We start from the raw sequence: 25,865 nt of genomic DNA, 5'->3' as shown, positions 1-25,865 counted from the left end.
TTGGCATATGGACCCAGATACAGATTACCCTTCAGGAGACGTAGAGAAGGGAAAACAGACTACAAGGCAAGGTACAGGTTAGTAGACGCTGATAAGTTAAGATTCATTGTAAGGGTAACCAACTATCATGTTATAACACAGATAGCCAAGATTGGTAAAATGGGGGATGAAACCCTAGTCTCAGCCCACTCAAAACAATTACAAAACCTCGGATGGCTGGCTAACACTAATAATATAAGCGCAGCCTACCTAACAGGATACTTATGTGGCAAAAAAGCCCTGAAAGAGGGGATCACAGAGGCCGTCCTTGACATGGGCCTAAGACCCCCAGTTAAGGGTTCAAGGGTCTTCGCAGCCCTTAAAGGGGCTGTTGACGCGGGTTTAAAGGTGCCTCACAGTGAATCCATCCTACCAGACGAATCAAGGATAAAGGGAGAACACATAGCAGCCTATGCAAAGTCATTAGATGAGGAAGAGGTGAAAAAAAGGTTCTCCAAATACTTCGAAAGGGGGATTTCCCCAACAAGATTACCAGAACACTTCCAGGAGATCAAAAAGAAAATAGATGAGGTAATATCATGAACTTTGACATCGAAGAATGGGAGCCCAGAACAAGCCTAGGACAGAAGGTTAAGGAAGGACAAATCACAAGCATAGACGAAATATTCGAAGAAGGGCTCCCCATAATGGAACTTGAAATAATAGACGCACTACTCCCAGACCTTGAAGAGGAAGTCATAGACGTTAACCTAGTCCAGAGAATGCACAAATCAGGCCGGAAAGTAAACTTCAGAGTCATAGTAGCAGTCGGAAACAAGGACGGGTACGTGGGACTAGGACAAGGAAAGGCAAGAGAAGTCGGACCAGCCATAAGAAAAGCGGTTGATGATGCTAAATTCAACATAATAAAGGTTAGAAGAGGATGCGGAGACTGGGGATGCGCATGTGGCCGGGAACACACCATACCATTCAAAGTCACGGGTAAAAGCGGGAGCGTCAGAGTCACACTCCTACCAGCACCAGGAGGCGTGGGACTCGCCATAGGAGATGTTGGAAAAACAATACTCAGACTCGCAGGGATAGAAGACATATGGTCCAGGACAAAGGGACAGACACAGACAACCATAAACTTTGCAAAGGCAACATTCAACGCCCTAAAACAACTAAGCAGGATAAAAGCAGCAGAAAAAGACCTTAAAAGGCTTGGAGTCACCACAGCATAGAGGGTGATCTAGAATGTTCGCAGTCATAAGAGTAAGGGGGTCAGTGGGTGTGAGAAAAGACATCAAGGACACCCTCAAAATGCTAAGATTACACAGGATCAACCATGCAGTACTAGTAGAGGAAACACCAGACTACAAGGGCATGCTACAAAAGGCAAAGGACTACATAACCTGGGGAGAAATAGACAAAGAAACACTAGCATCAATGATAAGGAAAAGGGGCAGATTACCCGGCAACAAAAAAATCACAGAAGAACACATAAAAGATAAAGGCTACTCAACATTCAAAGAACTAGCAGCGGCCATAATTAAAGGGGAAACCAAACTCGAAGACCTTGATATAAAACCAGTATTCAGATTACACCCACCCAGAAAAGGCTATGAGAGTGTGAAAAAATCCTTCAAAGAAGGTGGAAGCCTAGGCTACAGAGGAGATAAGATAAACGAACTAATACAACGAATGATATAATCTGGGGGGATACGATGATCAGAAAAAGAAAAAAGATAACAAAGATGAGAGGCTCCAGGACAGTCGGCGGAGGATCATCAAAGAAAAGACGGGGAGCAGGCCACCGCGGCGGCAGAGGACAAGCAGGTGGACACAAACACCACTGGACATGGATAGTTAAACACGACCCGGAACACTTCGGCAAAAGAGGATTCAAACGTCCAAGAAAACTCATCAAAGACCCGAAGACGATAAACCTTGGAGAAATCCAAGAAAAACTACCAGAACTCATAGAAGAAGGCGTAGCCAAAAAGGAAAAAAATATAACCATCCTAGACCTTACCAGTATAGGCTACGAGAAGGTCTTGGGCCGTGGCAGGATAACAGAACCATTACACCTTAAAGCCCATGAATTCTCAGCTAAAGCAGAAGAGAAGATAAAAGAGGCCGGGGGAAAAACCGAGATAATATAATCTCTGGGAGTTGAACCACTTTGAGGGAGAAGCTGGAACCCATATTCTCAGTAATACCAGAAGTGAAAAGGCCTGAATACAGGCAAACATTCAAGGAAAAACTTAAATGGACTGGGACAATCCTAATATTATATTTCTTCCTCGGCCAGATACCCTTATATGGTCTAAGCCCCACTGCAGTGGACCAATTCGCCCAGTTAAGGGCTGTTATCGCAGGAAATTTTGGTTCGATCCTGACATTGGGTATAGGGCCCATAGTCTCAGCATCAATCATACTACAATTGCTAGTAGGTGGAAAACTATTAAAATTGGATCTTTCACGGCACGAAGACAAGGCATTCTTCCAGGGAACCCAGAAATTGTTAGCCATCATCTTCACAGTCTTCGAGGCTGCCATACTCGTATTAACAGGCGCCCTAGCACCCTTATCTTCCACATTTATAGGTATATTGATATTACAGATGACCATAGGCGGCATACTCATAATATTCCTAGATGAGGTGGTCTCTAAGTGGGGTTTTGGAAGTGGGGTTGGATTATTCATAGCAGCGGGAGTATCCCAGGAGATAATGGTTGGGGCGTTCAACCCCCTACCTTCACCAGCACAACCAGGAGTGCCAGCCGGCAGAATACCAGGATTCCTATACCTGCTGGCAACTGGACAATCCCCTGACTTCCAATATTATATTATACCGATACTAGCCCTAATCCTCGTATTCCTTATTGTGGTCTATGCAGAGAGTATGAGGGTTGAAATACCCCTAACCATGGGGGGAGGTAAAAGATGGGGGAGGGGTCCGATAGGCAAGTATCCGCTCAGATTCGTATATGCAAGTAACATGCCGGTTATACTCACAAGCGCCCTGCTATTAAATGTCCAATTAATGGCTAACGTATTCCAGAAGATAGGACACCCAATACTCGGAGAAGTTTCAAGGGGGCAGGCCATAAGCGGCCTAGCATACCTTTTAACCCCCCCAAGGTCTATTGACATCATCTACCTAGACCCCTTGAAGGTTGTATTTTATGCTATAGTATTCATAGGATTCTCCGTCTTATTCGCATGGTTATGGATCGAGATAAGCGGCCTCGGACCCCGAGAGGTTGCCAAACAATTATACCAGATGGGATTACAGGTTCCTGGTTTTAGGAGTACTAAAAAGCAGTTTGAGAGGATACTGAAACGTTACATACCCCCACTCACCATACTTGGGGGGGCCTTCGTAGGATTCCTGGCGTTTATAGCTGACCTAACAGGGGCCCTGGGTGGGGGTACCGGTGTGCTTTTAACAGTAGGTATAGTCTACAGGTTATATGAGGAGATAGCCCAGGAACAACTTATGGACATGCATCCAATGCTCAGACGCTTCCTAGGAGAATAAAAGAGTATGGGGTTTGATGGATATGAAGGTTGTTGTAGTTGTGGGCATACCAGGATCTGGGAGTACAACAGTACTCAAACATGCACTAGAAGACCTAGATTATATAAACGTAAACTATGGGGATGTGATGCTCGAAATAGCCAGATCTGAGGGTCTGGTGGAGGACAGGGATCAGTTGAGGAGACTTTCACCAGAAAAACAGAAGAGGATACAAAAGGCGGCTGCGAAAAATATAAGAGAAAGATCCAAGGAAACTAATATAATCGTTGACACCCACTGCACAATAAAAACACCAACTGGTTTTCTACCAGGACTACCACAATGGGTCCTAGAAGAACTCCAACCAGACATGTTCATACTCGTCGAAGCAGACCCAGAGGAAATATTCATGAGAAGAATCTCAGACAAGACAAGGACAAGGGATATGGAAATGCTTAAAGAGATAAACCTGCACCAACAGATGAACAGGGCAGCTGCCATGGCCTATGCCACCCTAACAGGTGCAACAGTGAAAATAATCGAAAACCATAATAGCCGCCTAGAAAATGCGGTTCAGGAAATGAAGAAGATACTATAGAGGGGAAACAAGAAAATGGTACTGGACATAATATACAAAGGATTGGATATCATATTCGGCCCGTTCCTGGCATTAGACCCTAATCCACAAAATCCAATACTCACAATATTCGTTGTAGCCACACTAGTAGCCTTCGTAATAACATTAGCAAACAAACTACTCGTAGACCAGGAGCGATTACAGGAACTTAGACGTGAGATGCAGGAATTCCAGCAGGAGCTTATGGAGGCCAGGAAATCCAGTGACGTTAAAGCCCTTGAGGAACTGCAAGAGAAGCAGATGGAATTCATGGACAAGCAGAGGGAAATGATGACAATGTCATTCAAGCCAATGATAGTAACCTTCCTACCCATAATCCTGGTATTCTATTGGATGGCCCAACACCCTCATATTTCAAAGGCCACAATCATACTCCCACAGGTAGCATATTACGTGCTCCTGGTCCCAGTATGGCATATGTTCTATAAGATGCCTGCTGGTTCACCAGCCTATGCCATAGGATGGCTCGGCTGGTATATACTATGCTCATTTGCAATGTCCCAGATATTCAGGAAATTCATGGGACTTAAAGGAATGTAATTTGGAGGAACGCTTATGCCAGAATTAAGATACAGATCCAGATCATATAAGAGAACATTCAAGAGGACTCCAGGTGGTAGGACGGTCATACACTACAAGAAGAAAAAACCGTCAAAGCATGTATGCGCAGGATGTGGCAAGCCGCTCCATGGAGTCCCACGCGGAAGACCATACCAGATAAGAAAACTGCCAAAGTCAAAGAGAAGACCTAACAGGCCATATGGTGGCTATTACTGTTCAGAGTGTATGAGAAAAGTTTTTAAGGAAGAGGCAAGGTCATGATAATAACCATCAGCGGTCTCCCAGGCGCTGGTACAACAACAATAACAAGGATGCTCTCAAGGAAACTAGGGATACCATACATATCAGCAGGTGACGTTTTCAGGCAGATGGCCGCCGAAAGGGGAATGGACCTCCTGGAATTCAGCAGATTAGCAGAGGAGGACCATGAAATCGACAGGGAGATAGATAAGAGACAGGCGGAGATGGCCAGGGGCGCGGAGAATCTGATAGTGGAAGGGAGACTTTCAGCCCATTTTGTCGAAGCAGATCTCAAAATACTTATAATAGCACCATTTGATGTTAGAGCAGAGAGGATAAGCAGGAGAGAATCAAAACCCATCAAGATTGTCGGGGATGAGATTAAGAGGAGAGAGGAGAGCGAAGCCAAGAGATACATGGAGATCCATGGGATCGACATAGAAGACCTACAAGTCTATGACATAATAGTGAATAGTGCCCATTTCAAACCCGAAGAAATCACGAATATAATAATAAAAGTTATCGAGGTGATCAAATGACAGCAATAGAAGTGGGAAGAATATGCATCAAAACCGCAGGCAGAGAAGCAGGAGAAGAATGCGTAATAGTTGATATAATCGATAAAAATTTCGTAGAAGTCGTGGGAGTCAATGTCAAAAACAGGAGGTGTAACATAAAACACCTGGAGCCTACAGGAAAAAAGATAGAAATAAAATCAGATGACATAGAAGAGATTAAAAAACAACTCGAAAAGCAATAAGAGATCACCTGGGGCGCCCCATGGCAAGGTTCATACTCAAAACCGAAGCCGAAACAGACCCGGCATATGGTTGCCCGCCAGATAAGAGGCCAATAGAGGAACACATACAAAAGGGGGTTATCAACCTCGATAAACCCCCAGGTCCCACATCCCATCAGGTAGACTCATGGATCCGCAGACTACTTAACGTGAAAAAAGTCGGACACGGGGGAACACTAGACCCTAAAGTCACCGGGATACTACCCATAGGCATTGAAAGGGCTACTAGGGTGCTCCAATTACTCCTAGAAGCCGATAAAGAGTATGTTTGTATCATGAGATTGCATGGGCCCGTTGAAATGTCAAAATTGGAGGATGTTTTCCGAGAATTCCAGGGTAAAATATTCCAGACACCACCAATGAAAGCTGCTGTGAAACGCCAACTAAGGGTTAGGAGAATCTACTATGCCAATATACTAGAAGTAGATGGGAAGGACGTGCTATTCAGGATCGGATGCGAAGCCGGGACCTATATAAGGAAATATTGTCATGATATTGGGGAAGCCCTTGGGACGGGAGCTCACATGCTCGAGTTAAGACGTACAAGGGTGGGTCCATTCACCGAAGATGAGACCCTCGTAACACTCCATGATCTAACCGACGCATACCACTTCTGGGTAGAAGACGGTGACGAACGTTTCCTGCGAAAGTGTATACAACCAATGGAATTTGCAGTCAGACACCTCCCAAGGATAGTTATCAGGGACAGTGCAGTTGATGCCATCTGCCACGGTGCAAACCTTGCAGTGGGTGGTATCATAGGATTAGATGATAACATAAAAAGGGGTGACACAGTAGTCCTGATGACACTCAAGGACGAGCTCGTAGCTGCCGGTGAAAGCATGTGCTCCTCCCTCGAGATCCTAGATGCTGAAAAGGGTATCGTAGTAGACACCCAGAAAGTTTTTATGGAACGGGGAACATACCCAAGATTATGGTAAAACTTAAATAGAATCTAAAGCCTAATGATAGTATAGTATCCCCCCTGGTTAATCTCATTATACGGGTGCCGGGATAGCCTAGCCAGGTAAGGCGCAAGATTGGAGATCTTGTGGAGCTTCGCTCCTCCTGGGTTCAAATCCCAGTCCCGGCGTCGGGTTAATGCAAGAATATGATCCTAAGTTTTACCCATTATCACATTGAGAATGGGGGGATAACATCCACAAGAGGTTTTTGTGGATTCATTCTCACACCCCCATCGGAGGTTAAACAGATGGAAGAGGAATTCAAACACATAATACGTATAGCCAGAAAGGACTTGGATGGTAATAAGACAATAGAACATGCATTAACAGACATCAAAGGTGTTGGTAAGGCATTCGCCAAGGCCATAGTAAATGTTCTTGGATTTGATGGCCAGAAAAAGATAGGATACTTGTCAGAGGATGAGATAACAAGATTGGAAGAGGCTCTTAAAAACCCTGAAGAGTATGATATCCCCCATTGGATGAAGAATCGCCGCCAGGATTATGAAACAGGTGAAGACAAGCACCTAATCGAGGCGGACCTTGAAATGAGCCTCAGAGAAGACTTGAACCGTCTGAAGAAGATAAGAAGTTACAGGGGGATAAGACACGAACTAGGCCTCCCAGTAAGGGGCCAGAGGACAAGATCAACCTTCAGAAAAGGACAATCTGTAGGTGTTAGAAGAAGGAGAAGGAAATAAGAAGGGGGGATCATAGTATGGGACACCCAAGAAAACCCCGTAAAAAGTATGACACTCCACCCCATCCATGGAACGCTGAAAGGATAAAAGAAGAAAACAGACTACTCACAAAATACGGGCTAAAAAACAAAAAAGAGATATGGAAGGCCGAGACAATGATCAGAAGATACAGGAGGGATGCAAGGCACCTCCTAGGCCTCCCAGAAGAACAGACAAGAAATGAGAGAGAACAACTCCTAGGACACCTTAAAAGGATGGGTATACTAGCAGATGATGCTAAACTAGAAGATGTTCTCAACCTTACAATAGAAGACGTGTTGAAACGCAGACTACAAACCATGGTATATGAGAAGGGACTTGCAAAGACAATAAGACAGGCAAGGCAGATGATAGTACATGGACACATAGCCTTGGATGGTGGTAAGGTCAACGCCCCAGGCTACCTAGTAAAGAAAGGTGAGGAGGATAAGATAGGATTCTATCCATTATCACCTATGATAGGACAGGTGGAATCCAAGGCAGAAGACACAGAATAGGGGGGATAGTATATGGCCAAGGCTAAAGGAAAAGAAAAATGGGGCATAGCCCACATTTACTCATCATTCAATAACACTATAATCACCATAACAGATATCACAGGAGCCGAGACAGTGACGCAATGGTCTGGTGGAAGAGTTGTAAGGGCTGACAGACAAGAGGCCTCACCATTCGCTGCAATGGAAGCAGCTACCAGGGCAGCTGAGGATGCGAAGGAGAAGGGTGTCACAGGATTACACATAAAGGTCAGGGCACCTGGAGGAAACGGTCCAAGGACACCAGGACCTGGTGCACAGGCGGCTATAAGGGCTTTAGCCCGTGCAGGTTTGAAGATAGGTAAGATAGAGGATGTTACACCAATACCACATGATGGTACAGGGAGACCTGGAGGCAGGAGAGGGAGAAGGGTCTAAAATGGATATAACCATGAAAGAAAAATCCGAGAACGAGATAACCTTCATTATAAAGGATGCTGACACATCATTCGTTAACGCTATAAGAAGAACAAGCATGACAGAAGTTCCCAAAATAGCAATAGAATACGTTAACATAATAAAAAATGACTCATCCATGTTCGACGAGATCGTGGCGCACAGACTCGGCCTAATCCCACTAAAATCGGATAAGGAGGCGATAAATGGGATCCTAATGCCGAGTGAATGCGACTGCGAAGACTACTGTCCAAGATGCAGCGTATCCCTAACATTAAAAAAGAAAGGCCCAGGGATAGTCTACTCCAAGGATCTAGTATCAGAGGATGAAAAAATAAAACCAGTATATGATACCATACCAATCCTAAAACTTAGAAGGGATGAAGAGATAGAACTAGAGGCCATAGCACAACTCGGCATTGGAAGAGAACATGCTAAATGGAAGCCCACCACAGCATGCGCATACAAATACTATCCAAGGATAACAATAGGAGAAGAATGCGAACAATGCTATGAATGCGTGAAAGCATGCCCCAGGGGTATCCTAGAAGAAGGACCCAAGATAGTTAATATTGAGGATTGTGCAATGTGCAAAACTTGTATGAGGGCATGTGACAGGGGAGCTATAAAAGTGGGATGCGAAGAAGGATCATTCATCTTCAAAATGGAAACTGACGGTTCAATACCACCAGAAGAAGTCCTGGAAAGAGCATGTGACATCCTAATAGAAAAAGCAGAAAATATAACAAAAGCATGTTAAAAAGGGGGATATAAATTTGGCAAAAAAGATCACAAAGACAAACCCCAATCTCATAAAACTTATACGCACCCTTAAAAGGAAATCATCACAAGAAAACGTGGCAATATGGAAAGACATCGCCAAGAGACTGGAAAAACCCACAAGACAAATGGCAGAGGTCAACATATCAAGGATAAACAGGCACACAACCGAGAACGAGACAATAATAGTCCCGGGGAAGGTGCTGGGAACAGGCAAACTAGACCACAAGGTTAAAATAGCAGCATGGAAATTCTCAAAAACAGCAAAAGAGAAAATAAGAGAGGCTAAAGGCCAACACCTCACAATAGAAGAACTACTAGAAGAAAACCCAAAGGGCACCAACATAAAAATAATAGCATGAGGGATATATCATGATCATCAACGCTAAAGGACACATCCTAGGAAGACTTGCAAGTATTGTGAGCAAAAAATTACTCCAAGGCGAAAAGGTAGTGGTCCTCAACACAGACAAGATAATCATCACAGGATCCAAGGAATGGGCCCACAAAAAATACAAACAAAGAATAGACAGGGCAAGCATATCCAATCCTAGGAGGATGGGCCCCAAGTATCCGAGGAGACCAGACGACATATTCAGGCGGACAGTAAGGGGAATGCTACCATACAAGAAAGCCAAGGGGAGGGAAGCCTTCAAACGCCTGAGAGCCTATGTAGGAGTTCCAAGAGAATATAAGGATGCTGATTTAATCCAGATACCAGAAGCTAAAAGATCACCCATCCGCAAAGGCGTGAAATTAGGTGAAATATCAAGGCTTTTAGGCGCCAAATTCTAAAAAATAGGGAGATTGGAGTTGGCTATGATGAAAAAGATAGTACATACAAGTGGAAAAAGGAAAACCTCCATTGCAAGGGCAACATTCTATGAGGGTAAAGGGAGAGTGAGGATCAACAGGACACCAGTAGAATTATACCAACCCGAACTCGCCCGCCTCAAGATATTCGAACCCCTAGAATTAGCCGGTGAAGAAATCACAAAGAATATAGACATAAAGGTGAATGTGAGAGGCGGGGGGATCATGGGACAAGCAGAAGCCGCTAGGATGGCCATAGCAAGGGGCCTTATACAATGGACAAATGACATGGAACTTAAAGAAAAATTCTCACAATATGACCGTACCATGCTCGTCGGAGACCCAAGACGCTCAGAGCCCAAAAAGTATGGTGGTAGAGGAGCCAGGGCTCGAAGACAAAAGAGCTATCGATAACCTTATATATCTTCACAAGATAGATTGAATGGAGGAGAAGATGATCCCCATAAGATGTTTCAGCTGTGGAAAGCCAATATCAGCATATTTCAGAGAATACCAGGAAAGAGTAAAGGAAGGTGAAAGCCCAAAGAAAGTGCTCGATGACCTGGGATTGAAAAGATATTGTTGCAGGCGCATGTTAATCTCACATGTTGATACATGGTAGAATATGGGACCGTAGGGTAGCCTGGTCCATCCTCCCAGCCCGGGGATGGACAAGATCCACTGGAACGCTGGAGACCCGAGTTCAAATCTCGGCGGTCCCATCAAAAAAATCCTCCCCAAATATTTTAAACTCATAGGAGGGGAAGATAGATGAGTAAGATGACCCGATTTGAAAAGGCTAGGTTGATAGGGGCGAGGGCTCTTCAACTGGCAATGGGGGCCAAACCATTAGTCGAGATCTCGGAGAGCAAGGACCCCATTGACATAGCCACCCTCGAACTTAAAAAGAGTGTAATACCATTAACTGTTAGAAAATAAAACTCTAAAAAAATTAACCACTATTTCTACCCTTTTTTAGAGTTTTCCCATAAGAAAAGAGGTGTTCATGTGGAGACTGTTATTGAAGATGTTAGGGTAAGGAAAATATTAGACAGTAGGGGGAACCCTACAATAGAAGTAGACGTGATAACCTGGAATGGTTTTGGACGTGCAGCAGCACCCAGCGGCGCCAGCACCGGAACCAGGGAGGTTGTAGCATTCCCGGAAGGAGGAGTTGACAAGGTGATAAGCGAACTAGAGGATGTTATATCCTCTGAGTTGATAGGAATGGACGCGGAGTACCTTGAAGACATAGACCTCATCCTGAAGGAGATAGACGGGACAGAAAACCTGTCTAATATTGGTGGGAATACTATAGTAGCGGTTTCAATGGCAGCGGCCAAGGCAGCTGCATCATCATACAACCTCCCATTGTATAAGTTCCTTGGTGGTAATTTCGCCACGAGCATACCATACCCACTAGGGAACATGATAAACGGGGGGGCACACGCTGGAAAACACGCCCCAGACATCCAAGAATTCCTAGTAATACCAAAGGGTGCCAGTGACATCCAAGAAGCCGTATTCGCAAACTCAAAGGTCCATGCGAGGATACGGGAGCTGATACAAGCCAAAGACCCCGAATTCACAGGGGGAAAAGGCGACGAAGGAGGATGGGCGCCTAAGATATCCAATTATGAGGCCCTGGAAATACAGGCAAGAGCCTGTGAAGAGATAGGAGACGAGACAGGCATCGAAATAAGACCATCCCTTGATTTCGCGGCCACCGAACTCTGGAACCTCAAGGAGGAAAAGTACGTTTACAGGCGAGAAAACATAAAACGCGACACAGGAGAACAAATAGAATTCGTCAAAGAACTAATAAAAACCTACAAAATGTTCTTCATAGAAGATCCACTCCACGAATCAGACTTCCAAGGATTCGCCCAACTAACAAAGGAAATAGGCGACAAATGCATAATCTGTGGAGACGACATCTTCGTAACAAACTATAAAATACTCAAAAAGGGTATAGAAATGGGCGCCGCAAACGCTATAATCATAAAACCAAACCAGATAGGCACACTAACAGACACCTACAAGACGGTGAAACTAGCAAAGGAAAACAATTACATCCCAGTAGTCTCTCACAGATCAGGGGAAACAACAGACGAAACCATAGCACACCTAGCAGTAGCATTCTCAGCCCCCATAATAAAAACAGGAGCCATAGGCGGTGAAAGAATAGCCAAACTAAACGAACTCATCCGAATACAAGAAGAAATACCATACGCTAGGATGGCGAACCTACCAGAGAGGTGATATGCTTGGCAGAACTCCTAATCCCATTGGACAAATACCTAGCAGCAGGCCTACATATCGGCACACAACAAAAAACAGCCGACATGGAAAAATACATCTACCGTGTAAGATCAGACGGCCTCTACGTATTAGACATTAGGAAGACAAATGACAGGATCATAGCAGCCGCAAAATTCCTGGCAAAATACGAACCAGATGATATACTCGCAGTATCAACCAGACAATACGGGCAAAAACCCGTGAAAAAGTTTGGGGAAATAACCGGGGCGAAAACAATCCCCGGCAAGTTCATCCCAGGGACTCTAACAAACCCAAACTTCCCAAAATTCACAGAACCCAAGGTACTCGTCGCAACAGACCCAAGAGCAGACTCCCAGGCCATCATAGAAGCAAAACAGGTGAACATACCAGTAGTCGCCCTCTGCGACACTGAAAACCTGCTAGGGAACGTGGACATAGCCATACCAGTGAACAACAAGGGTAGAAAGGCCCTAGCACTAGTCTACTGGCTGCTCACAAGACAATTCCTCAGAGAAAAGGGCATACTAAAAGAAGACGAGGACCTTGACGTTCCCCCAACAGAATTCGAAGTAAAAATATGATGTGATCTTATGAAAAGAAAACCTGCAGTAGCAGGAACATTCTACGAGGCCGAAGCAGAGGCCCTGAAAAAGAGGATAAAATGGTGCTTCCACCACCAACTAGGCCCCGGGGGAATACCCAGAATAGGAGATAAGAGGAGGCTGAAGGCTGTTATAGCACCCCATGCAGGTTACATCTACTCAGGGCCGGTGGCAGCCCACACATATCATGCTGTCGCAGCTGATGGCTTCCCAGAAACCTTCATAATATTGTGTCCAAACCATACAGGCAGGGGCTCGGGCGTATCCATCATGCCCAGAGGAGAATGGATAACACCACTAGGCCCTGTTAAAATCGACGAAGAACTCGCAACAGAACTCCTAGAAGCCTCTGGGATAATAGACATGGACGAATCAGCCCACCTAGGAGAGCATAGTTGCGAGGTCCACCTACCATTCCTACAATATTTCAACCAGGAGTTTAAGATAGTGCCTATTTGCATGTGGATGCAGGACCTTGAAACAGCGAAGGAAATAGGAAACGCGATAACAGATGCAAGCCCTGGGAAGGATTTTCTAGTAATAGCAAGCACAGATTTCACACACTATGAACCAGCCGAGGTCGCTTACAAAAACGACCAGAAAGTCCTCGAGGCTATACTCTCATTAGACGAGAATAGCCTGTATGAGAGGATCTACCAATACAATGTTAGCATGTGCGGTTATGGTCCGGTGGCGGCTTCCATCATAGCAGCCAAGGGGTTAGGGGCTACCAGTGGCAGACTCCTTAAATATGCCACTAGTGGTGACATGACAGGTGACAATTCATCAGTTGTGGGATACGCTTCAGTCATCCTAGAGTAGGGGGACAAATAGTGGTGGTCCTATGGGTTCGAAAGCCTCTGCACCAGGTAAAGCCATCCTCTTCGGGGAACATGCCGTAGTTTATGGTAAACCAGCCATAGCATTGGCAATAGACAAGAGGGCCACCATAACCATCAAGGAATCCCACAGGGATTATACGAGGATAAAATCTGACGACCTCGACCTTGAAGCCATACTCAGCCCAGAAACCGGATTAAAATTAAAGAAGGGTGAAATGGGCATCCTAAATTATATCCTCAAAGCCCTAGAATTTTACCATGACTCCACACCCATCAATATAAAACTTAAAATCAGCATCCCCATAGGGGCTGGTCTAGGCTCATCAGCCGCCGTCACAGTCGCGACCATAGCAGCACTCGACAACTACCACAAGAGGAAAAGTACGCTACCATCAATCGCCAGAAGAGCCCACAGAGTCGAATTAGAAGTTCAAGGTGCTGCGAGTCCACTTGACACGTCCATATCAACACACGGTGGCCTAATATACCTAGACAAGGAAAAAATAGAACAAATCAAAGGAGACCTCAAAGATTCCCTGGTCATAGGATACACTAGATCAGAAGAGACTGCGAAGATGGTTAAACTCGTGAAAGAACGGATGGAACGCCACCCACAGATCATGAACCTTATCATGGACGCCATAGCACATATCACGCGAAAAGCGAGAAAAGCACTAAAATCCGATGATAAAGAATGTCTCGGAGAACTGATGAACATAAACCAGGGCCTACTAGACGCGATAGGAGTCAACAGCAAGAGCCTATCAGAGATGATATACACAAGCAGAGAAGCAGGGGCGCTAGGCTCCAAGATAACAGGAGCCGGTGGCGGTGGGAGCATAATAGCATACTCACACCCAGATAGGACAGGCCAAATCCTAGAAAGCCTAACAGCCAGAGGATATAATGCCATGAAAGCAAACCCATCAACCAGGGGAGTTCTCATCCAATAAACCAACACTACCATGCTAAACCCACACACACTTTAACCCATATGAGGTGGATTTTGAAAGTTTAACCAGGGTTCAAAGGGAAAAAAGTACATGGTAGTCCAATATACGATGAGGGGGCGTGAATTGATCATACTAAAGTTGGGTGGAAGTGTCATAACAAAAAAAGAGGCCCAAAGGCCCACCCTAGACCATGAAAACCTTAAAAGGATTGCAGGGGAGATCTCAGAGTCCCTACCATCATCCCTTATAATAGTCCATGGGGCCGGGTCCTTCGGCCACCCCCTAGCGAAGAAGTATAGGATAGGAGCCCCAACAGGCAAGGGGGAATTGAAAAAAAAGATGATGGGATTCTCCATCATACAAAGATGGGTTAAACTTTTAAATATTCATGTATGTGACGCACTACGAAGGGAGGGTATCCCGGTTGTTTCGGTACAACCCTCTTCTTTCATATTAGCATATAATGGAAGGATAAAACATGCAGATCCTAGGATAATAATCGCATACCTTGAAAGGGGCTTCATACCAGTAACCTATGGTGATGTGGTCCTAGATGCGGATGAAAACTTGAAAATGTCTGTACTTTCAGGCGACCAGATCATAAAATACCTTGGAGAAATACTAAAACCTGATAGGGTCATACTAGGGACAGACGTTGACGGAGTATTCGACAAAGACCCTAAAAAGCACCCAGACGCTAAACTCCTAAAGAGGATAAAATCCCTCAAGGATATCAAATATCGGCCCGGAACATCAGAGGACGTCACCGGGGCCATGCTAGGTAAAATAAGAGAACTCCTATTATTGGCCGAGAAGGGTGTGACCTCTGAGATAATCAACGCCAAGAGGCCGGGGAATATCAAAAGAGCCCTCTTGGGCCGAGAACTTAAGAGGACAATTATAGATGGGGATATATGATGATCTCAGACAGAAAATTGGAACACATACTATTGTGCACACACTATGATGTAGAATACAAGAAAGATACAGGATTCAAGGATGTGGAACTCGTACACAATGCATTAACCCAGGTCGACTCTGAGGAGATTGATTTGAGCATAAAATTACTCGGAAAAGAACTGAAATCACCCATAATGATAACAGCCATAACAGGGGGCCATCCTCTGGCCTACAATATAAACAGGGCACTTGCAAGGGCGGCTGAAGAACTTGGTATAGGATTGGGGGTTGGAAGCCAAAGGGCGGGTATAGAGGATCCTTCACTGGAGGCCACTTATACTATTGCAAGGGAGGAAGCGCCAACAACACTCCTGATAGGGAATATTGGAGCGCCCCAGCTAGAATATGCAGAGGCTGCAGTGGATATGATAGACGCGGACGCCCTGGCAATCCACTTAAACCCCCTCCAGGAGTCTATACAACCAGGGGGTGACATAAATTCCAGTGGACTGATAGACTCTATCAAGAGGATAGTGGAGAATATAAAAGTGCCGGTAATGGTAAAGGAGACCGGTGCGGGTATATGTGCAGAGGACGCCCTCAGATTAGAGGAGATTGGAGTAGCAGCTATAGATGTTGCAGGGGCTGGTGGGACCAGCTGGGCTGCCGTTGAAACCTATAGGGCCGAGGAAAAACATCTTGGGAGATTGTACTGGGATTGGGGCATACCCACGGCCGCGAGTACTGTGGAGGTTGCGCAGACGGTTAAAATACCCGTGATAGCATCGGGTGGGATAAGAAGCGGATTAGACGCTGCCAAGGCCATAGCACTAGGAGCTGATGCTGTTGGGATAGCCCTACCAGTCCTTAAAGGGGCTCAGAAGGGCTACAGGGAGGTTGTCAATGTAATAAGGAGGTTCAACAAATCCCTGAAAGTGGCAATGTACCTGGTGGGCGCCCAGAACATAGAAGAACTTAAAAAAGCCCCAATAGTGATAAAAGGCGAAACAAGAACTTGGTTGCATGAAAGGGGCTTTAACACGTCAAAATATGCGAGGAGGCAACGATATTGACCGTGGAGATCATCGCCATCGGAGGCTACGAAGAAGTCGGGAAAAACATGTCAGCAGTCAAAATAAACGACGACATAGTAATATTCGACATGGGAATACACCTAGACAGGGTACATGTACATGAGGATACCGACATTGCAAGAATGCACAGCCTAGACCTCATAGAAAGGGGTGTTATACCAGATGACACACTCATGAAGGAAGTTAACGGGAAAGTAAGGGCAATAGTATTCACCCACGGACACCTAGACCATATCGGTGGAGTGGCCAAACTAGCCCACCGTTACAATGCACCCATAATAGGGACACCCTACACGATAGCACTAATAGAACACATAATAAAATCAGAGAGGAAATTCAAGGTCCCCAATAGGTTAGAGGTTCTGAATGCTGGTGAAAAATGCCAACTATCAGCTGACATGACACTGGAGTTCATAAATGCTACACATAGCATACCCCAGTCAGTAATAGCAGCCCTACACACCCCAGAGGGTATAATAGTATATGGCTTGGATTTCAAATTCGACGACCACCAGATAATATCACCACCACCAGATTACCATCGCCTAAAGGAACTAGGACGTAAAGGCGTGCTGGCATTAATAGTGGAGACGACAAGAGTAGCCGACTCAGAGGAGGTTAAAACACCATCTGAGAAGGTTGCAAGGATAATACTAGAGGATATGATGAAAAGACCATTAGAAGAAAAATCCGCCATGATAGTAACCACATTCTCATCACACATAGAACGTATACAGGCTATAAGTGACATAGCAAAAAAGAGCAACCGGCAAATACTTCTACTTGGAAGATCAATGGAAAGATACTGCAGCCTAGCAGAATCCATGGGGATCCTGAAACTGCCGGAAAATGCGAGCATATTCGGAAGTCCCAAATCAGTTAACAGGGCCCTTGCAAGGGCGGAGGCCAACAGAGAAAATTACCTGCTCGTGACAACAGGACACCAGGGCGAACCAGACGCCCTACTACCCAGGATAGCTAATGGCAAAACACAATTCAATGTAAAAAGGGGAGACAACATCATCATATCCGCACCAGTCATACCAAATCCAATGAATATAGCAAACCGCAACCTCATGGAGAAAAGACTCATATCAAGTGGGGCGAGGATTTATACAAATGCCCACGTATCAGGGCATGCCGGTAAGGAGGATCATAGGGACTTCCTGAGGATGCTCAACCCAGTCCATGTAATCCCAGCCCACGGCGACATTTACATGCTATCAGCATATGCCGAACTCGCAGAAGAAGAAGGTTACAGGTTGGGTAATGACATCCACATACTAAGGAATGGACAGGCCCAAGTTTTCAATGGAGGGATATGATTTGGATCTAATGGAGACACTTGGAGAATACTCCAAGCTCATAAACCCAAAACTAGAGGAAATATTAGCTGATATAACACCCGAGAGCCTATACAGGGCATCAATGCACCTTATAAGTGCCGGGGGCAAGAAGATCAGACCAACACTAGCCCTCCTCAGCTGCCAGGCCGTAGGCGGTGAAATAGAGGATGCGATAAACGTTGCAACAGCCATAGAACTAATACACACATTCTCACTAATACATGATGATATCATGGACAAGGACGAGATGAGAAGAGGCCAACCCGCAGTCCACGTACTCTGGGGGGAATCAATGGCAATACTCGCAGGTGACATATTATTCTCCAAGGCCTTCGAAAGCGCCTTAAAGGCTAAGGTCGATGAACTATCATACAAGCGCGTTACAAATGCACTATCAACCATCACAGACTCTTGTATAAAAATATGTGAAGGACAGGCACTGGACATGGGCTTCGAAGGAAACTTCAAAGTCAAGGAAGAAGAATACCTTGAGATGATATACAAGAAGACAGCAGCACTAATATCAGCCGCTACAAGATCGGGGGCGATAATGGGTGGGGGCACTCACGAAGAAGTCGAAGCATTAGGAGAATATGGGAAACTGATAGGATTAGCATTCCAAATCCACGACGATTACCTGGACATAGCAGGAAACGAAAAAACCCTGGGAAAACCCATAGGAAGCGACATAGCAGAGGGAAAAATGACAATACTCACAGTGAAAACCTTGGAAAAAGCCTCAAAAGAGGACAGGGAAAAACTGATAGGAATACTAGAATCTAAAAACCAGAAGGGCGTTAATGAGGCCATAGAGATCTTCAAAAAATATGAAACAATCGAATACGCCCACAGACTAGCCCAAGAATACACAAAAAGGGCCAAGGAAAAACTCAAAATACTAGAAGAATCACAGCCAAAAAAACTCCTAGAAGAACTAGCAGACTTTATAATAGAGAGAAAACATTAACCCGGGGACTATAATGGGCCTAGAAGAAATAATATACAAATATGCCCTGATAAACGCGGTCAAACACAAGGGCAAGGCAATGGAAAAAGCAGTGATAGGAGCGGTTATGAGCAACGAACCACAACTCAGAAAAAAAGCCCAAAAAGTCCTAGAGGAGACAAAGAATATAGTGGAAAAGGTCAACAAACTAACCCCCAGAGAACAAGAAGAAGAACTAAAAAGGCTAGGGATAAAAGTAGAAGAAAAAAGGGGAGCTGAAAAAAAGAAGAAGGAACTACCACCACTACCCAACATCAAAGAAAAGGTTATCCTGAGGTTCGCGCCCAACCCCAGCGGTCCACTGCATATAGGCCATGCAAGAGCAGCCATACTAAACCATGAATACGCCAAAAAATACAATGGAAAGCTAATACTCCGCATGGAAGACACAGACCCCCGCAGGGTAGACCCCCAAGCCTACAAGATGATACAAGAAGACCTAGAATGGCTAGGGATAAAATGGGACCAGCTCATAATACAAAGCGACAGAATCCCCACCTACTATGACCATGCAAAAAAACTACTACAGGAAGGTGGAGGATACATCTGCACATGTAAACCGGAAAGATTCAAAAAATTAAAGGACGAATCCAAACCATGCCCGTGCAGAAACCTCCCAAAGGAGGAAAACCTCAAACGCTGGGAGAAAATGCGGGGAATGTCAGAAGGAGAAGCGGTCCTCAGAGTGAAAACAGACCTCAAACATAGGAACCCTGCAATCAGGGACTGGGTAGGCCTCCGCATAGTAGAAGAAGCCCATCCACGCACCGGCAGAAAATATCGCATATATCCTACAATGAACTTCGCGGTAACAATAGACGACCACCTACTAGGCATAACACACGTACTCAGGGGAAAAGACCATATAACAAACACAGAAAAACAAAAATACCTCTACAATCACTTCAACTGGGAGCCCCCAACATTCATACACTACGGTCGACTACACATGGACAACATACAACTTAGCACATCCAAGACAAGGAAGGGGATACAAGAGGGAACATACAAGGGATGGGACGACCCAAGACTCGGGACAATAAGAGCCATAAAAAGGCGGGGAATACAAGCCCAGGCCATAAGAGAAGCCATGATAGAAATCGGCGCCAAGATAGCTGATTCAACCCTAAGTTGGGAGAAGATTTATGGCCTGAACAAAAACATAGTAGATGAGATTGCTGACAGATACTTCTTCGTCTCAGACCCCATACCATTCAAGATCAGAAACCTCCCAGAGGACTTGAAAGCCACGATCAAAAGGCCACTGCACCCAGACCACCCAGAGAGGGGCTATCGACAAATACCATTCAATGGCAGGGTCTACATCCAAAAAGAAGACCTAAAGGGCGCTAAACTACTGAGGCTCGTAGATGCGGTTAACGTGAAAATAAAGAACAAAGACCTAGAATATCACAGCAGTAGCCTAAAGGAGGCTAGAAGGCACAATGCAAGGATAATACACTGGGTCCCCATAGAAGGGAGCATACCAGCCAATGTGATAATGCCAAGCACAAAGATCATAGAAGGCCTAATTGAACCAGACGCCAAGAAACTCAAAACAGACCAGCTAGTACAACTTGAAAGATTCGGATTCGCAAGAGTAGACAAGACAAACAAGAAAATCATATTCTACTACACCCACAAATAAAAGGAGGATAATAATTTTGACGCTAATCAATGAAAATTACCTACACCTAGAAGAAAGTTACCTGTTCTCCAAGATCAACCAAAAAGTGGAAGACTACCAGGGAAAAAACCCAGAAGCCAACATAATAAGCATGGGTATAGGGGATGTTACAAGACCATTACCCCATGCTGTTATAGAAGCATTCCACAGGGCAGTTGATGAAATGGCCGAAAAGGAAACATTCAAGGGATACGGTCCTGAACAGGGCTACCCTTTCTTAAGGAGGGCGATAATAGAAAACGACTACAAGCCAAGAGGCGTTAAACTAAGCCTAGGGGAGGTTTTCATAAGTGATGGTGCTAAATGCGACACTGCAAACATCCAGGAAATATTCAGTAAAGACAATAAAGTCGCCATAACAGACCCGGTATATCCGGTGTATGTGGAGAGTAATGTCATGGCAGGCCGCGGAGGGCCACTAGACAAGGAAGGCCGTTACAAGAATATCACATACTTGCCATGCACCGCAGAGAACAACTTCCAACCACCCTTACCCGAGGAAAGAGTAGATCTGATCTATCTTTGCTATCCGAACAATCCCACGGGGACGAGTTTGACAAAAGACCAGCTGAGGGAATGGGTGGATTATGCCATGGACAACAAGAGTATAATATTATTTGACGGAGCATATGAAGCCTATATCCAGGAGGAGAGGATACCGCATAGTATCTATGAGATAGAGGGGGCTAGGGAGGTTGCAATAGAGTTCAGGAGCTTTTCAAAGACAGCCGGTTTCACTGGTGTAAGGTGTGCCTATACAATCGTACCCGAGGAACTGGAGGCAGAGGACACCCAGGGCAAAACCCACCAGGTAAACAGGTTATGGAACAGGCGACAGACCACAAAATTCAATGGGGTATCATATCCAGTACAGGTTGCAGCAGCTGCAACATACACAAAAAGGGGACAAAGGGAAATCCAAGAATCAATAGGATACTATATGGAAAATGCGAGGATAATCAGAGAAAACCTAAAAGAAGCTGGACTAGAATATTATGGGGGGGTTAATGCACCCTATATTTGGGTTAAAACACCGGGTATGAGTTCATGGGAGTTCTTCGACAAACTACTAGAAGAAGCCCAGGTAGTTGTGACACCAGGCACGGGATTCGGACCCCACGGGGAAGGATACATCCGAATATCAGCCTTTAACAGTCGAAAAAATACAGAAAGGGCAATGGAGAGGATAAAAGGATTAGAGTTCTGATAAGTTATTTTCTTTTTTCGATCTTCACTCTTATGGGTGGTTCCACGCCTTTTCTGCGCAATATCCAGATAACCGCCCCTACTATGATTAGGATTATAAGCCATACTGGTATAACCACAAGGGTGTCAGTAGTTTCTATGCTCTTGGCCTTTTGGAATCTCCCATACTCTATCCTCGTATCTACCTTGTATAATCCGATATCCGCCCAACCAGGAGTCCACCTTTCAACGAGGGTGTAATTGTCCTCAGGGTATACCACACCATCTATGGGTAGACTGTGCCTGGTAAGACCCTTGATCTCTATCATCCCGGTCATGTTGGCTTGGACCGTACCATCATTCCTAAGCTCATAGACAAACTCGCCAGGGATAAAACTTAAAAGTACACTTGGAACCTTATGATCTAGAAGTTTGAGGGATTCTATGATAGGCCCTGGGAGCCCCACCCTTATCGGGATTACCAGTTCAACTCCCTGGGTGACCTGCATTCCACCAGCAGCCCTCTGGGTCACGGGAAGGCCCCTTATTACAAGGGCCCCCATGGCATCTGAGTAATTTATCCGGGATGGTGCCTTTACCGTGAATCTTATCTTCCTGGATTCTCCTGGTTTAAGATTGAATGTTGTATTACCATCAATTGTTATCCAATTTGCAATACCCTTATCAGAGTATACCAGGTGTATGCTATCCATGAGGAGCCTCTTTTTTTCAACTGTGACTTTAACCTCATCATCACCTATATTCTTCACTGTAACTTCCCCAGTTACTGTTTCACCTGGTTTAAGATCGTAGCGGAATTCAGCCGGCGAAGCCCACAAGCCAGTTGCAAAAATCGGATACAATAACCCCGCAACGAAAATAAATACCAAAAGAATTAACCCAACCCTAAACCTCATAATACTCCCTCCTTTAATAAGAAAAAATAGAAAAAAGAACATTATATATTTTATGGTGCTGGTGCGTTGTGTTTCACAGCAGTATAGATTACCGTTATTATGTATTGTCCAGCTTCTGTGAATGATGGTACCGTGAGTCTCTGGAGTGTAGTCCATGTTGTTGGTGTACCTGTGCCCTGCTGGGCCTTGTTCATGTTATCATAAATCTTCGTATTGGTAGTTAAAAGTTGTTCGAAATTTCCAGTTACGTTACTCTTTATCTTGTAGTTACCATCTATGGGTATGGTATCTGTTACATTTTCGGTGGTTGGCCTGAAATCTGTATCATTTGTTTTTTGCATAGAGGTCTATCTTAACGTTCCCCGTATTTTTAATAGTATACTCTGGACTATCTCCGGTACTACCTGCACTTATGCTGCCAAAGTCTAATGGGTTGGTGACTTCTATTGATATGGCCTCTGGTACTGTTACGGTTACTGTCTGCTCTGCAGTGGCGGCGGATGATGTGTCATATGTTCCTATTGCGATAGCTACTGTTAGGGCCACTAGCAGTGCCAGTAGTCCTCCTATTTTCCCATTCAATAAGATCACCCTTGACTGGTTATTTTATAATTGTTAATTGATTTGTATTGTATTTAAGATTTTCTATTTATGTGAAAATTGGAACTTAAAAAAGGAGATCTTGTGACAATTGTCACAATAGTGGGTATAAAGCAATTAGGGAAGGTGAAGTATGTTAGGTTGCTGTATAGATTATAGTGACGGAATAGGTTCCAGGGTCACTATAAAATGGTACTGTTATATAGAAACTTATAGGGACTGTACGAGAACCCCGCAAACCGCTATAGGTTAATATGGTATAATCTGATGTTGTGAAGGATCTTTTAGGAACATTGGGTGTGCTGAACTTAAGATTCGACAAGGGGATGGTCGAACCGTCCGCATTTACTAAATCGCCACTCGCCCTCACAGAAAGACGATCATTAAAAGCCAAAAAATATATTACTGTTACGGTTGCAACCTCCGGATAGCTTCTCTCTATACCATCTGGGGGTACTGTCCCAAGATTTAAAACCGAGGGCTCTACATTAACAGACACCCACAATGATAATGGTTGTACACTTGTATTATTCGCACTCTTTGATTTATTCCCTACAGACTCATTTGTTGTCTGATTTTCTGCTGCAACTACAAAAACTCCCAAGACTAATATGAATAATGTTACGAGGGATAAGATTGTTGAGTTCATATCCAGGCACCTATTTAGATTATTATCTTCTCTCCTTTTATATGCTTTCTGGATTCTAGTGATGTTGACACCTTTGAGAGGTATTTTTTGCTAGTTTTTTTCGCTTCCTCTATCAGTTTCTTGGTTGGTCTTGGCGCCTTTAACTTGGAGGGAACATGGGCTATGATATGATATGGCAGATCCCATTCTCCAATGAATTTCGCAATTTTATCAATCTCGGAAATTTCTATAATATTTGGTATGAGTACGGTTGAGATTTCCACTTTAAATCCGAGGTCTTCCTTGTTTTCTCCAAGGTATTCTATGGCCTCGAGGGTGCTGTTGTTCGACTTGGAGGTGAGAATCTTATGTTTCTTGTCATTGAAGGCTTTAAGGCTCACATGAACCTCATTAACCTTTAATTCGTCTATTATCTTAAGGAGATGGGAGCCGTTAGTGGATAATATCGTGTAAAATTTGCCATCTAAGAGTTTTGTCAACCCTGGAAGGTCTTCTTGTAGAGTTGGCTCGCCACCCGCTATCATAATCCTCGAAAGCTCGTATTCTCCCATCATATTGTATATGATCTTATATAATTCTTTTATTGGCAAGTTTTTGTAAGCTAACGGTTTGAAGAAGCAATATTTGCACTTGAAATTACAACCATATGTTAGAAGTGTTATCTTATCACTCAAGGAGATATGGGAGATCCTCATAATTATTATATATAGGTTTTATCATCATAAAAGAATGGTCGATGTACATGTCAATCAAGGGAAGTCTTATCGAAATTGGCAGCAACGAAAACCTACTGGTTGTCACTGATATCCATGGAAATTTCACAGACTTTAAAATTTACCTTAGAATATGGGAAGAGGATCATGGCAGAGAATCGCCTATCGTCTTCACCGGAGACTTCATACACTCCATGGGATACGAGGACGGGTCAATAGAAATCCTGGAAACCCTAATTGCATATTATAGGCGTTATAAGAACTTTTACCTCCTCTTGGGTAACCATGAATGGTCACACATCACAGGAATAGACGTGTTTAAAGGTGGTATAAACCAGAGCCTAGAATTTGAAATGCTATTAAAAGAAAAATTCGGGGATAAATGGATCGAAAAATTTGAATCCTACAAAAGATTCTTCAAAGAACTCCCATTCGCCATCCGGACAAAAAATAGGGTGTTTATAAGCCATGCAGGACCGTCAAAGCACATAAAGGGCCTAGATGATATAATCAGAATAAAAGAAGACGGCTACCAAAGCCCAGCAGTCTATGAGATGCTATGGAACCGTTACGGCTCCTACCTAGAAAAGGATATAGATGAATTCCTAGACAGGGTTAAATGTAACGCCATGATAGTAGGACACACCCCAGTAGACGGCTTCCAAATCATAGGCAACCAGATCATACTATCATCAAGTTACAGTGCAGGGAGAAAAGCCTACATAAACCTAGACATAAAAAAGAGAATAGAAAGCGCCCAAGACCTTATCCCCATGATAGAATTCATACAATATTAACCCTAAGATTAAATAATTCTATTATTGGTGGGAGATGAAGAGGATGAGGCCAGATTGGAGGAAGAGCGTGAAGGGGACTATTATAGTCCATGCAGACAACCTCGAGTGAAATCTGCACCATCCACCCCCTCTAAAAAAGAAGGGCAAGCGCCCAAGCTTAAGAGAAGCAGTATAAAAATATACAGGGTGCACCACAGGTCCCCTTTGATAGTCAAAGGCTTAATCCTGGGATTCTGTTCAATAGTTACCCTTGGCCTTGCAACCATAGGATACCTGTTCTATAGAATTTCAAAGAGAAAATAATATGATGGGGCTTTAAAAG

The 25,865-nt window shown here is 44.4% G+C and carries 37 protein-coding genes and 2 tRNA genes; 34 read left to right on the top strand and 5 right to left on the bottom strand.

Features of this window, described 5'->3' with window-relative positions:
• The 32 genes from MTTB_RS05750 to MTTB_RS05595 all read left to right on the top strand — a co-directional run bounded on the left by MTTB_RS05750 (position 1) and on the right by MTTB_RS05595 (position 21,889).
• Entirely contained in the window at positions 1-582 is a 582-nt protein-coding gene (locus tag MTTB_RS05750) for a 50S ribosomal protein L18 (protein WP_248564072.1), read from the top strand.
• Positions 579-1,223, top strand: a complete 645-nt coding sequence (rpsE, locus tag MTTB_RS05745) for a 30S ribosomal protein S5 (RefSeq protein ID WP_248564071.1) — start codon at positions 579-581, stop codon at positions 1,221-1,223. The genes MTTB_RS05750 and rpsE overlap by 4 nt, the downstream gene beginning before the upstream one ends.
• A gap of 13 nt (positions 1,224-1,236) precedes the next feature.
• Positions 1,237-1,692: a 50S ribosomal protein L30 gene (locus tag MTTB_RS05740; RefSeq protein WP_248564070.1), complete on the top strand. Its 456-nt coding sequence runs from the start codon at positions 1,237-1,239 to the stop codon at positions 1,690-1,692.
• 14 nt (positions 1,693-1,706) lie between these two features.
• Positions 1,707-2,144: an uL15m family ribosomal protein gene (locus tag MTTB_RS05735; RefSeq protein WP_248564069.1), complete on the top strand. Its 438-nt coding sequence runs from the start codon at positions 1,707-1,709 to the stop codon at positions 2,142-2,144.
• A gap of 20 nt (positions 2,145-2,164) precedes the next feature.
• Positions 2,165-3,526 (top strand): preprotein translocase subunit SecY, encoded by a 1,362-nt coding sequence (gene secY, locus MTTB_RS05730; protein WP_248564068.1) that lies wholly within the window; start codon positions 2,165-2,167, stop codon positions 3,524-3,526.
• Between the two features lie 22 nt (positions 3,527-3,548).
• Positions 3,549-4,103, top strand: coding sequence for an adenylate kinase (locus MTTB_RS05725; protein ID WP_248564067.1), 555 nt, complete (start codon positions 3,549-3,551; stop codon positions 4,101-4,103).
• A gap of 15 nt (positions 4,104-4,118) precedes the next feature.
• Positions 4,119-4,682, top strand: coding sequence for an EMC3/TMCO1 family protein (locus MTTB_RS05720; RefSeq protein ID WP_248564066.1), 564 nt, complete (start codon positions 4,119-4,121; stop codon positions 4,680-4,682).
• Positions 4,683-4,697: 15 nt separating this feature from the next.
• Entirely contained in the window at positions 4,698-4,964 is a 267-nt protein-coding gene (locus MTTB_RS05715) for a 50S ribosomal protein L34e (protein ID WP_248564065.1), read from the top strand.
• Entirely contained in the window at positions 4,961-5,482 is a 522-nt protein-coding gene (gene cmk, locus MTTB_RS05710; RefSeq protein ID WP_248564064.1) for a (d)CMP kinase, read from the top strand. The genes MTTB_RS05715 and cmk overlap by 4 nt, the downstream gene beginning before the upstream one ends.
• Positions 5,479-5,703, top strand: coding sequence for a 50S ribosomal protein L14e (locus tag MTTB_RS05705; RefSeq protein WP_248564063.1), 225 nt, complete (start codon positions 5,479-5,481; stop codon positions 5,701-5,703). The genes cmk and MTTB_RS05705 overlap by 4 nt, the downstream gene beginning before the upstream one ends.
• A 20-nt stretch (positions 5,704-5,723) precedes the next feature.
• Positions 5,724-6,683 carry an RNA-guided pseudouridylation complex pseudouridine synthase subunit Cbf5 gene (locus MTTB_RS05700; protein ID WP_248564062.1) on the top strand — a complete coding sequence of 320 codons (960 nt, stop codon included), beginning with the start codon at positions 5,724-5,726 and terminating at the stop codon, positions 6,681-6,683.
• A gap of 67 nt (positions 6,684-6,750) precedes the next feature.
• Positions 6,751-6,835: transfer RNA gene (locus MTTB_RS05695), tRNA-Ser, on the top strand.
• Positions 6,836-6,955: 120 nt separating this feature from the next.
• Positions 6,956-7,408, top strand: coding sequence for a 30S ribosomal protein S13 (locus tag MTTB_RS05690; RefSeq protein WP_248564061.1), 453 nt, complete (start codon positions 6,956-6,958; stop codon positions 7,406-7,408).
• A gap of 17 nt (positions 7,409-7,425) precedes the next feature.
• Complete coding sequence (locus MTTB_RS05685; RefSeq protein ID WP_248564060.1) at positions 7,426-7,944, top strand: 30S ribosomal protein S4; 519 nt, start codon at positions 7,426-7,428, stop codon at positions 7,942-7,944.
• Between the two features lie 12 nt (positions 7,945-7,956).
• Positions 7,957-8,358 carry a 30S ribosomal protein S11 gene (locus MTTB_RS05680; RefSeq protein WP_248564059.1) on the top strand — a complete coding sequence of 134 codons (402 nt, stop codon included), beginning with the start codon at positions 7,957-7,959 and terminating at the stop codon, positions 8,356-8,358.
• A 1-nt stretch (position 8,359) separates the two neighbouring features.
• Complete coding sequence (locus tag MTTB_RS05675) at positions 8,360-9,136, top strand: DNA-directed RNA polymerase subunit D (protein ID WP_248564058.1); 777 nt, start codon at positions 8,360-8,362, stop codon at positions 9,134-9,136.
• Between the two features lie 16 nt (positions 9,137-9,152).
• Entirely contained in the window at positions 9,153-9,518 is a 366-nt protein-coding gene (locus tag MTTB_RS05670; protein ID WP_248564057.1) for a 50S ribosomal protein L18e, read from the top strand.
• Positions 9,519-9,528: 10 nt separating this feature from the next.
• Positions 9,529-9,951, top strand: coding sequence for a 50S ribosomal protein L13 (locus MTTB_RS05665; RefSeq protein WP_248564056.1), 423 nt, complete (start codon positions 9,529-9,531; stop codon positions 9,949-9,951).
• A gap of 27 nt (positions 9,952-9,978) precedes the next feature.
• Positions 9,979-10,383, top strand: coding sequence for a 30S ribosomal protein S9 (locus MTTB_RS05660; RefSeq protein WP_248565291.1), 405 nt, complete (start codon positions 9,979-9,981; stop codon positions 10,381-10,383).
• A 40-nt stretch (positions 10,384-10,423) separates the two neighbouring features.
• Complete coding sequence (locus MTTB_RS05655; protein ID WP_248564055.1) at positions 10,424-10,591, top strand: DNA-directed RNA polymerase subunit N; 168 nt, start codon at positions 10,424-10,426, stop codon at positions 10,589-10,591.
• A gap of 5 nt (positions 10,592-10,596) precedes the next feature.
• A tRNA-Pro gene (locus tag MTTB_RS05650) sits at positions 10,597-10,691 on the top strand.
• Between the two features lie 49 nt (positions 10,692-10,740).
• Positions 10,741-10,908 carry a DNA-directed RNA polymerase subunit K gene (locus MTTB_RS05645; RefSeq protein ID WP_248564054.1) on the top strand — a complete coding sequence of 56 codons (168 nt, stop codon included), beginning with the start codon at positions 10,741-10,743 and terminating at the stop codon, positions 10,906-10,908.
• Between the two features lie 69 nt (positions 10,909-10,977).
• Positions 10,978-12,231, top strand: coding sequence for a phosphopyruvate hydratase (gene eno / locus MTTB_RS05640; RefSeq protein WP_248564053.1), 1,254 nt, complete (start codon positions 10,978-10,980; stop codon positions 12,229-12,231).
• Positions 12,232-12,236: 5 nt separating this feature from the next.
• Positions 12,237-12,833, top strand: a complete 597-nt coding sequence (gene rpsB / locus MTTB_RS05635; protein WP_248564052.1) for a 30S ribosomal protein S2 — start codon at positions 12,237-12,239, stop codon at positions 12,831-12,833.
• A gap of 9 nt (positions 12,834-12,842) precedes the next feature.
• Positions 12,843-13,676: an AmmeMemoRadiSam system protein B gene (gene amrB / locus MTTB_RS05630; protein ID WP_248564051.1), complete on the top strand. Its 834-nt coding sequence runs from the start codon at positions 12,843-12,845 to the stop codon at positions 13,674-13,676.
• Between the two features lie 22 nt (positions 13,677-13,698).
• A complete protein-coding gene (mvk, locus tag MTTB_RS05625; protein WP_248564050.1) occupies positions 13,699-14,649 on the top strand; it encodes a mevalonate kinase in 951 nt (316 codons plus the stop codon).
• 123 nt (positions 14,650-14,772) lie between these two features.
• Positions 14,773-15,567 (top strand): isopentenyl phosphate kinase, encoded by a 795-nt coding sequence (locus MTTB_RS05620; RefSeq protein ID WP_248564049.1) that lies wholly within the window; start codon positions 14,773-14,775, stop codon positions 15,565-15,567.
• Positions 15,567-16,622 carry a type 2 isopentenyl-diphosphate Delta-isomerase gene (gene fni, locus MTTB_RS05615; protein ID WP_248565290.1) on the top strand — a complete coding sequence of 352 codons (1,056 nt, stop codon included), beginning with the start codon at positions 15,567-15,569 and terminating at the stop codon, positions 16,620-16,622. The genes MTTB_RS05620 and fni overlap by 1 nt, the downstream gene beginning before the upstream one ends.
• Positions 16,619-17,968: an RNase J family beta-CASP ribonuclease gene (locus tag MTTB_RS05610; protein WP_248564048.1), complete on the top strand. Its 1,350-nt coding sequence runs from the start codon at positions 16,619-16,621 to the stop codon at positions 17,966-17,968. The genes fni and MTTB_RS05610 overlap by 4 nt, the downstream gene beginning before the upstream one ends.
• A 10-nt stretch (positions 17,969-17,978) precedes the next feature.
• Positions 17,979-18,956 (top strand): short chain isoprenyl diphosphate synthase IdsA, encoded by a 978-nt coding sequence (gene idsA, locus MTTB_RS05605; RefSeq protein WP_248565289.1) that lies wholly within the window; start codon positions 17,979-17,981, stop codon positions 18,954-18,956.
• Positions 18,957-18,969: 13 nt separating this feature from the next.
• Entirely contained in the window at positions 18,970-20,643 is a 1,674-nt protein-coding gene (locus MTTB_RS05600; RefSeq protein WP_428343360.1) for a glutamate--tRNA ligase, read from the top strand.
• A 13-nt stretch (positions 20,644-20,656) separates the two neighbouring features.
• Entirely contained in the window at positions 20,657-21,889 is a 1,233-nt protein-coding gene (locus MTTB_RS05595) for an LL-diaminopimelate aminotransferase (protein WP_248565287.1), read from the top strand.
• Between the two features lie 4 nt (positions 21,890-21,893).
• Here the strand turns inward: MTTB_RS05595 and MTTB_RS05590 are convergent, their stop codons facing one another.
• The 5 genes from MTTB_RS05590 to MTTB_RS05570 form a co-directional block, all read right to left on the bottom strand.
• Positions 21,894-22,730 carry a COG1361 family protein gene (locus MTTB_RS05590; protein WP_248564047.1) on the bottom strand — a complete coding sequence of 279 codons (837 nt, stop codon included), beginning with the start codon at positions 22,728-22,730 and terminating at the stop codon, positions 21,894-21,896.
• 104 nt (positions 22,731-22,834) lie between these two features.
• The gene (locus MTTB_RS05585) at positions 22,835-23,125 is read right to left on the bottom strand and encodes a hypothetical protein (RefSeq protein WP_248564046.1); all 291 of its coding nucleotides are present in this window, start codon (positions 23,123-23,125) and stop codon (positions 22,835-22,837) included.
• On the bottom strand, positions 23,109-23,366 hold the full coding sequence (locus MTTB_RS05580; protein ID WP_248564045.1) for a hypothetical protein: 258 nt from the start codon (positions 23,364-23,366) through the stop codon (positions 23,109-23,111). Before MTTB_RS05580 ends, MTTB_RS05585 begins: the two co-directional genes overlap by 17 nt.
• A gap of 154 nt (positions 23,367-23,520) precedes the next feature.
• Positions 23,521-24,033 (bottom strand): hypothetical protein, encoded by a 513-nt coding sequence (locus tag MTTB_RS05575; RefSeq protein WP_248564044.1) that lies wholly within the window; start codon positions 24,031-24,033, stop codon positions 23,521-23,523.
• 14 nt (positions 24,034-24,047) lie between these two features.
• Positions 24,048-24,707 carry a radical SAM protein gene (locus MTTB_RS05570; RefSeq protein ID WP_248564043.1) on the bottom strand — a complete coding sequence of 220 codons (660 nt, stop codon included), beginning with the start codon at positions 24,705-24,707 and terminating at the stop codon, positions 24,048-24,050.
• A 68-nt stretch (positions 24,708-24,775) separates the two neighbouring features.
• On the opposite strand from MTTB_RS05570, the gene MTTB_RS05565 reads away from it, so the two are divergent.
• Together MTTB_RS05565 and MTTB_RS05560 are read left to right on the top strand one after the other, a co-directional pair.
• Positions 24,776-25,543: a metallophosphoesterase family protein gene (locus MTTB_RS05565; protein WP_248564042.1), complete on the top strand. Its 768-nt coding sequence runs from the start codon at positions 24,776-24,778 to the stop codon at positions 25,541-25,543.
• Positions 25,544-25,567: 24 nt separating this feature from the next.
• Positions 25,568-25,846, top strand: a complete 279-nt coding sequence (locus tag MTTB_RS05560; protein ID WP_248564041.1) for a hypothetical protein — start codon at positions 25,568-25,570, stop codon at positions 25,844-25,846.
• The last annotated feature ends 19 nt before the right edge of the window (positions 25,847-25,865 follow it).

The organism is Methanothermobacter tenebrarum, assembly GCF_023167465.1.
Taxonomy (GTDB): Archaea; Methanobacteriota; Methanobacteria; order Methanobacteriales; family DSM-23052; genus Methanothermobacter_A; species Methanothermobacter_A tenebrarum.
This window is presented reverse-complemented; position numbering and strand designations above follow the sequence as displayed.

Coding starts and splice junctions, on each gene's coding strand:
- MTTB_RS05575 (WP_248564044.1), bottom strand. CDS start 24,033: ATGAACTCAACAATCTTATCCCTCGTAACATTATTCATATTAGTCTTG.
- MTTB_RS05705 (WP_248564063.1), top strand. CDS start 5,479: ATGACAGCAATAGAAGTGGGAAGAATATGCATCAAAACCGCAGGCAGA.
- MTTB_RS05715 (WP_248564065.1), top strand. CDS start 4,698: ATGCCAGAATTAAGATACAGATCCAGATCATATAAGAGAACATTCAAG.
- MTTB_RS05720 (WP_248564066.1), top strand. CDS start 4,119: ATGGTACTGGACATAATATACAAAGGATTGGATATCATATTCGGCCCG.
- MTTB_RS05645 (WP_248564054.1), top strand. CDS start 10,741: ATGAGTAAGATGACCCGATTTGAAAAGGCTAGGTTGATAGGGGCGAGG.
- MTTB_RS05690 (WP_248564061.1), top strand. CDS start 6,956: ATGGAAGAGGAATTCAAACACATAATACGTATAGCCAGAAAGGACTTG.
- fni (WP_248565290.1), top strand. CDS start 15,567: ATGATCTCAGACAGAAAATTGGAACACATACTATTGTGCACACACTAT.
- mvk (WP_248564050.1), top strand. CDS start 13,699: ATGGGTTCGAAAGCCTCTGCACCAGGTAAAGCCATCCTCTTCGGGGAA.
- MTTB_RS05740 (WP_248564070.1), top strand. CDS start 1,237: ATGTTCGCAGTCATAAGAGTAAGGGGGTCAGTGGGTGTGAGAAAAGAC.
- MTTB_RS05655 (WP_248564055.1), top strand. CDS start 10,424: ATGATCCCCATAAGATGTTTCAGCTGTGGAAAGCCAATATCAGCATAT.
- MTTB_RS05600 (WP_428343360.1), top strand. CDS start 18,970: ATGGGCCTAGAAGAAATAATATACAAATATGCCCTGATAAACGCGGTC.
- MTTB_RS05685 (WP_248564060.1), top strand. CDS start 7,426: ATGGGACACCCAAGAAAACCCCGTAAAAAGTATGACACTCCACCCCAT.
- MTTB_RS05665 (WP_248564056.1), top strand. CDS start 9,529: ATGATCATCAACGCTAAAGGACACATCCTAGGAAGACTTGCAAGTATT.
- cmk (WP_248564064.1), top strand. CDS start 4,961: ATGATAATAACCATCAGCGGTCTCCCAGGCGCTGGTACAACAACAATA.
- idsA (WP_248565289.1), top strand. CDS start 17,979: ATGGAGACACTTGGAGAATACTCCAAGCTCATAAACCCAAAACTAGAG.
- MTTB_RS05675 (WP_248564058.1), top strand. CDS start 8,360: ATGGATATAACCATGAAAGAAAAATCCGAGAACGAGATAACCTTCATT.
- MTTB_RS05585 (WP_248564046.1), bottom strand. CDS start 23,125: ATGCAAAAAACAAATGATACAGATTTCAGGCCAACCACCGAAAATGTA.
- MTTB_RS05660 (WP_248565291.1), top strand. CDS start 9,979: ATGAAAAAGATAGTACATACAAGTGGAAAAAGGAAAACCTCCATTGCA.
- MTTB_RS05725 (WP_248564067.1), top strand. CDS start 3,549: ATGAAGGTTGTTGTAGTTGTGGGCATACCAGGATCTGGGAGTACAACA.
- MTTB_RS05700 (WP_248564062.1), top strand. CDS start 5,724: ATGGCAAGGTTCATACTCAAAACCGAAGCCGAAACAGACCCGGCATAT.
- rpsE (WP_248564071.1), top strand. CDS start 579: ATGAACTTTGACATCGAAGAATGGGAGCCCAGAACAAGCCTAGGACAG.
- MTTB_RS05565 (WP_248564042.1), top strand. CDS start 24,776: ATGTCAATCAAGGGAAGTCTTATCGAAATTGGCAGCAACGAAAACCTA.
- amrB (WP_248564051.1), top strand. CDS start 12,843: ATGAAAAGAAAACCTGCAGTAGCAGGAACATTCTACGAGGCCGAAGCA.
- MTTB_RS05735 (WP_248564069.1), top strand. CDS start 1,707: ATGATCAGAAAAAGAAAAAAGATAACAAAGATGAGAGGCTCCAGGACA.
- MTTB_RS05680 (WP_248564059.1), top strand. CDS start 7,957: ATGGCCAAGGCTAAAGGAAAAGAAAAATGGGGCATAGCCCACATTTAC.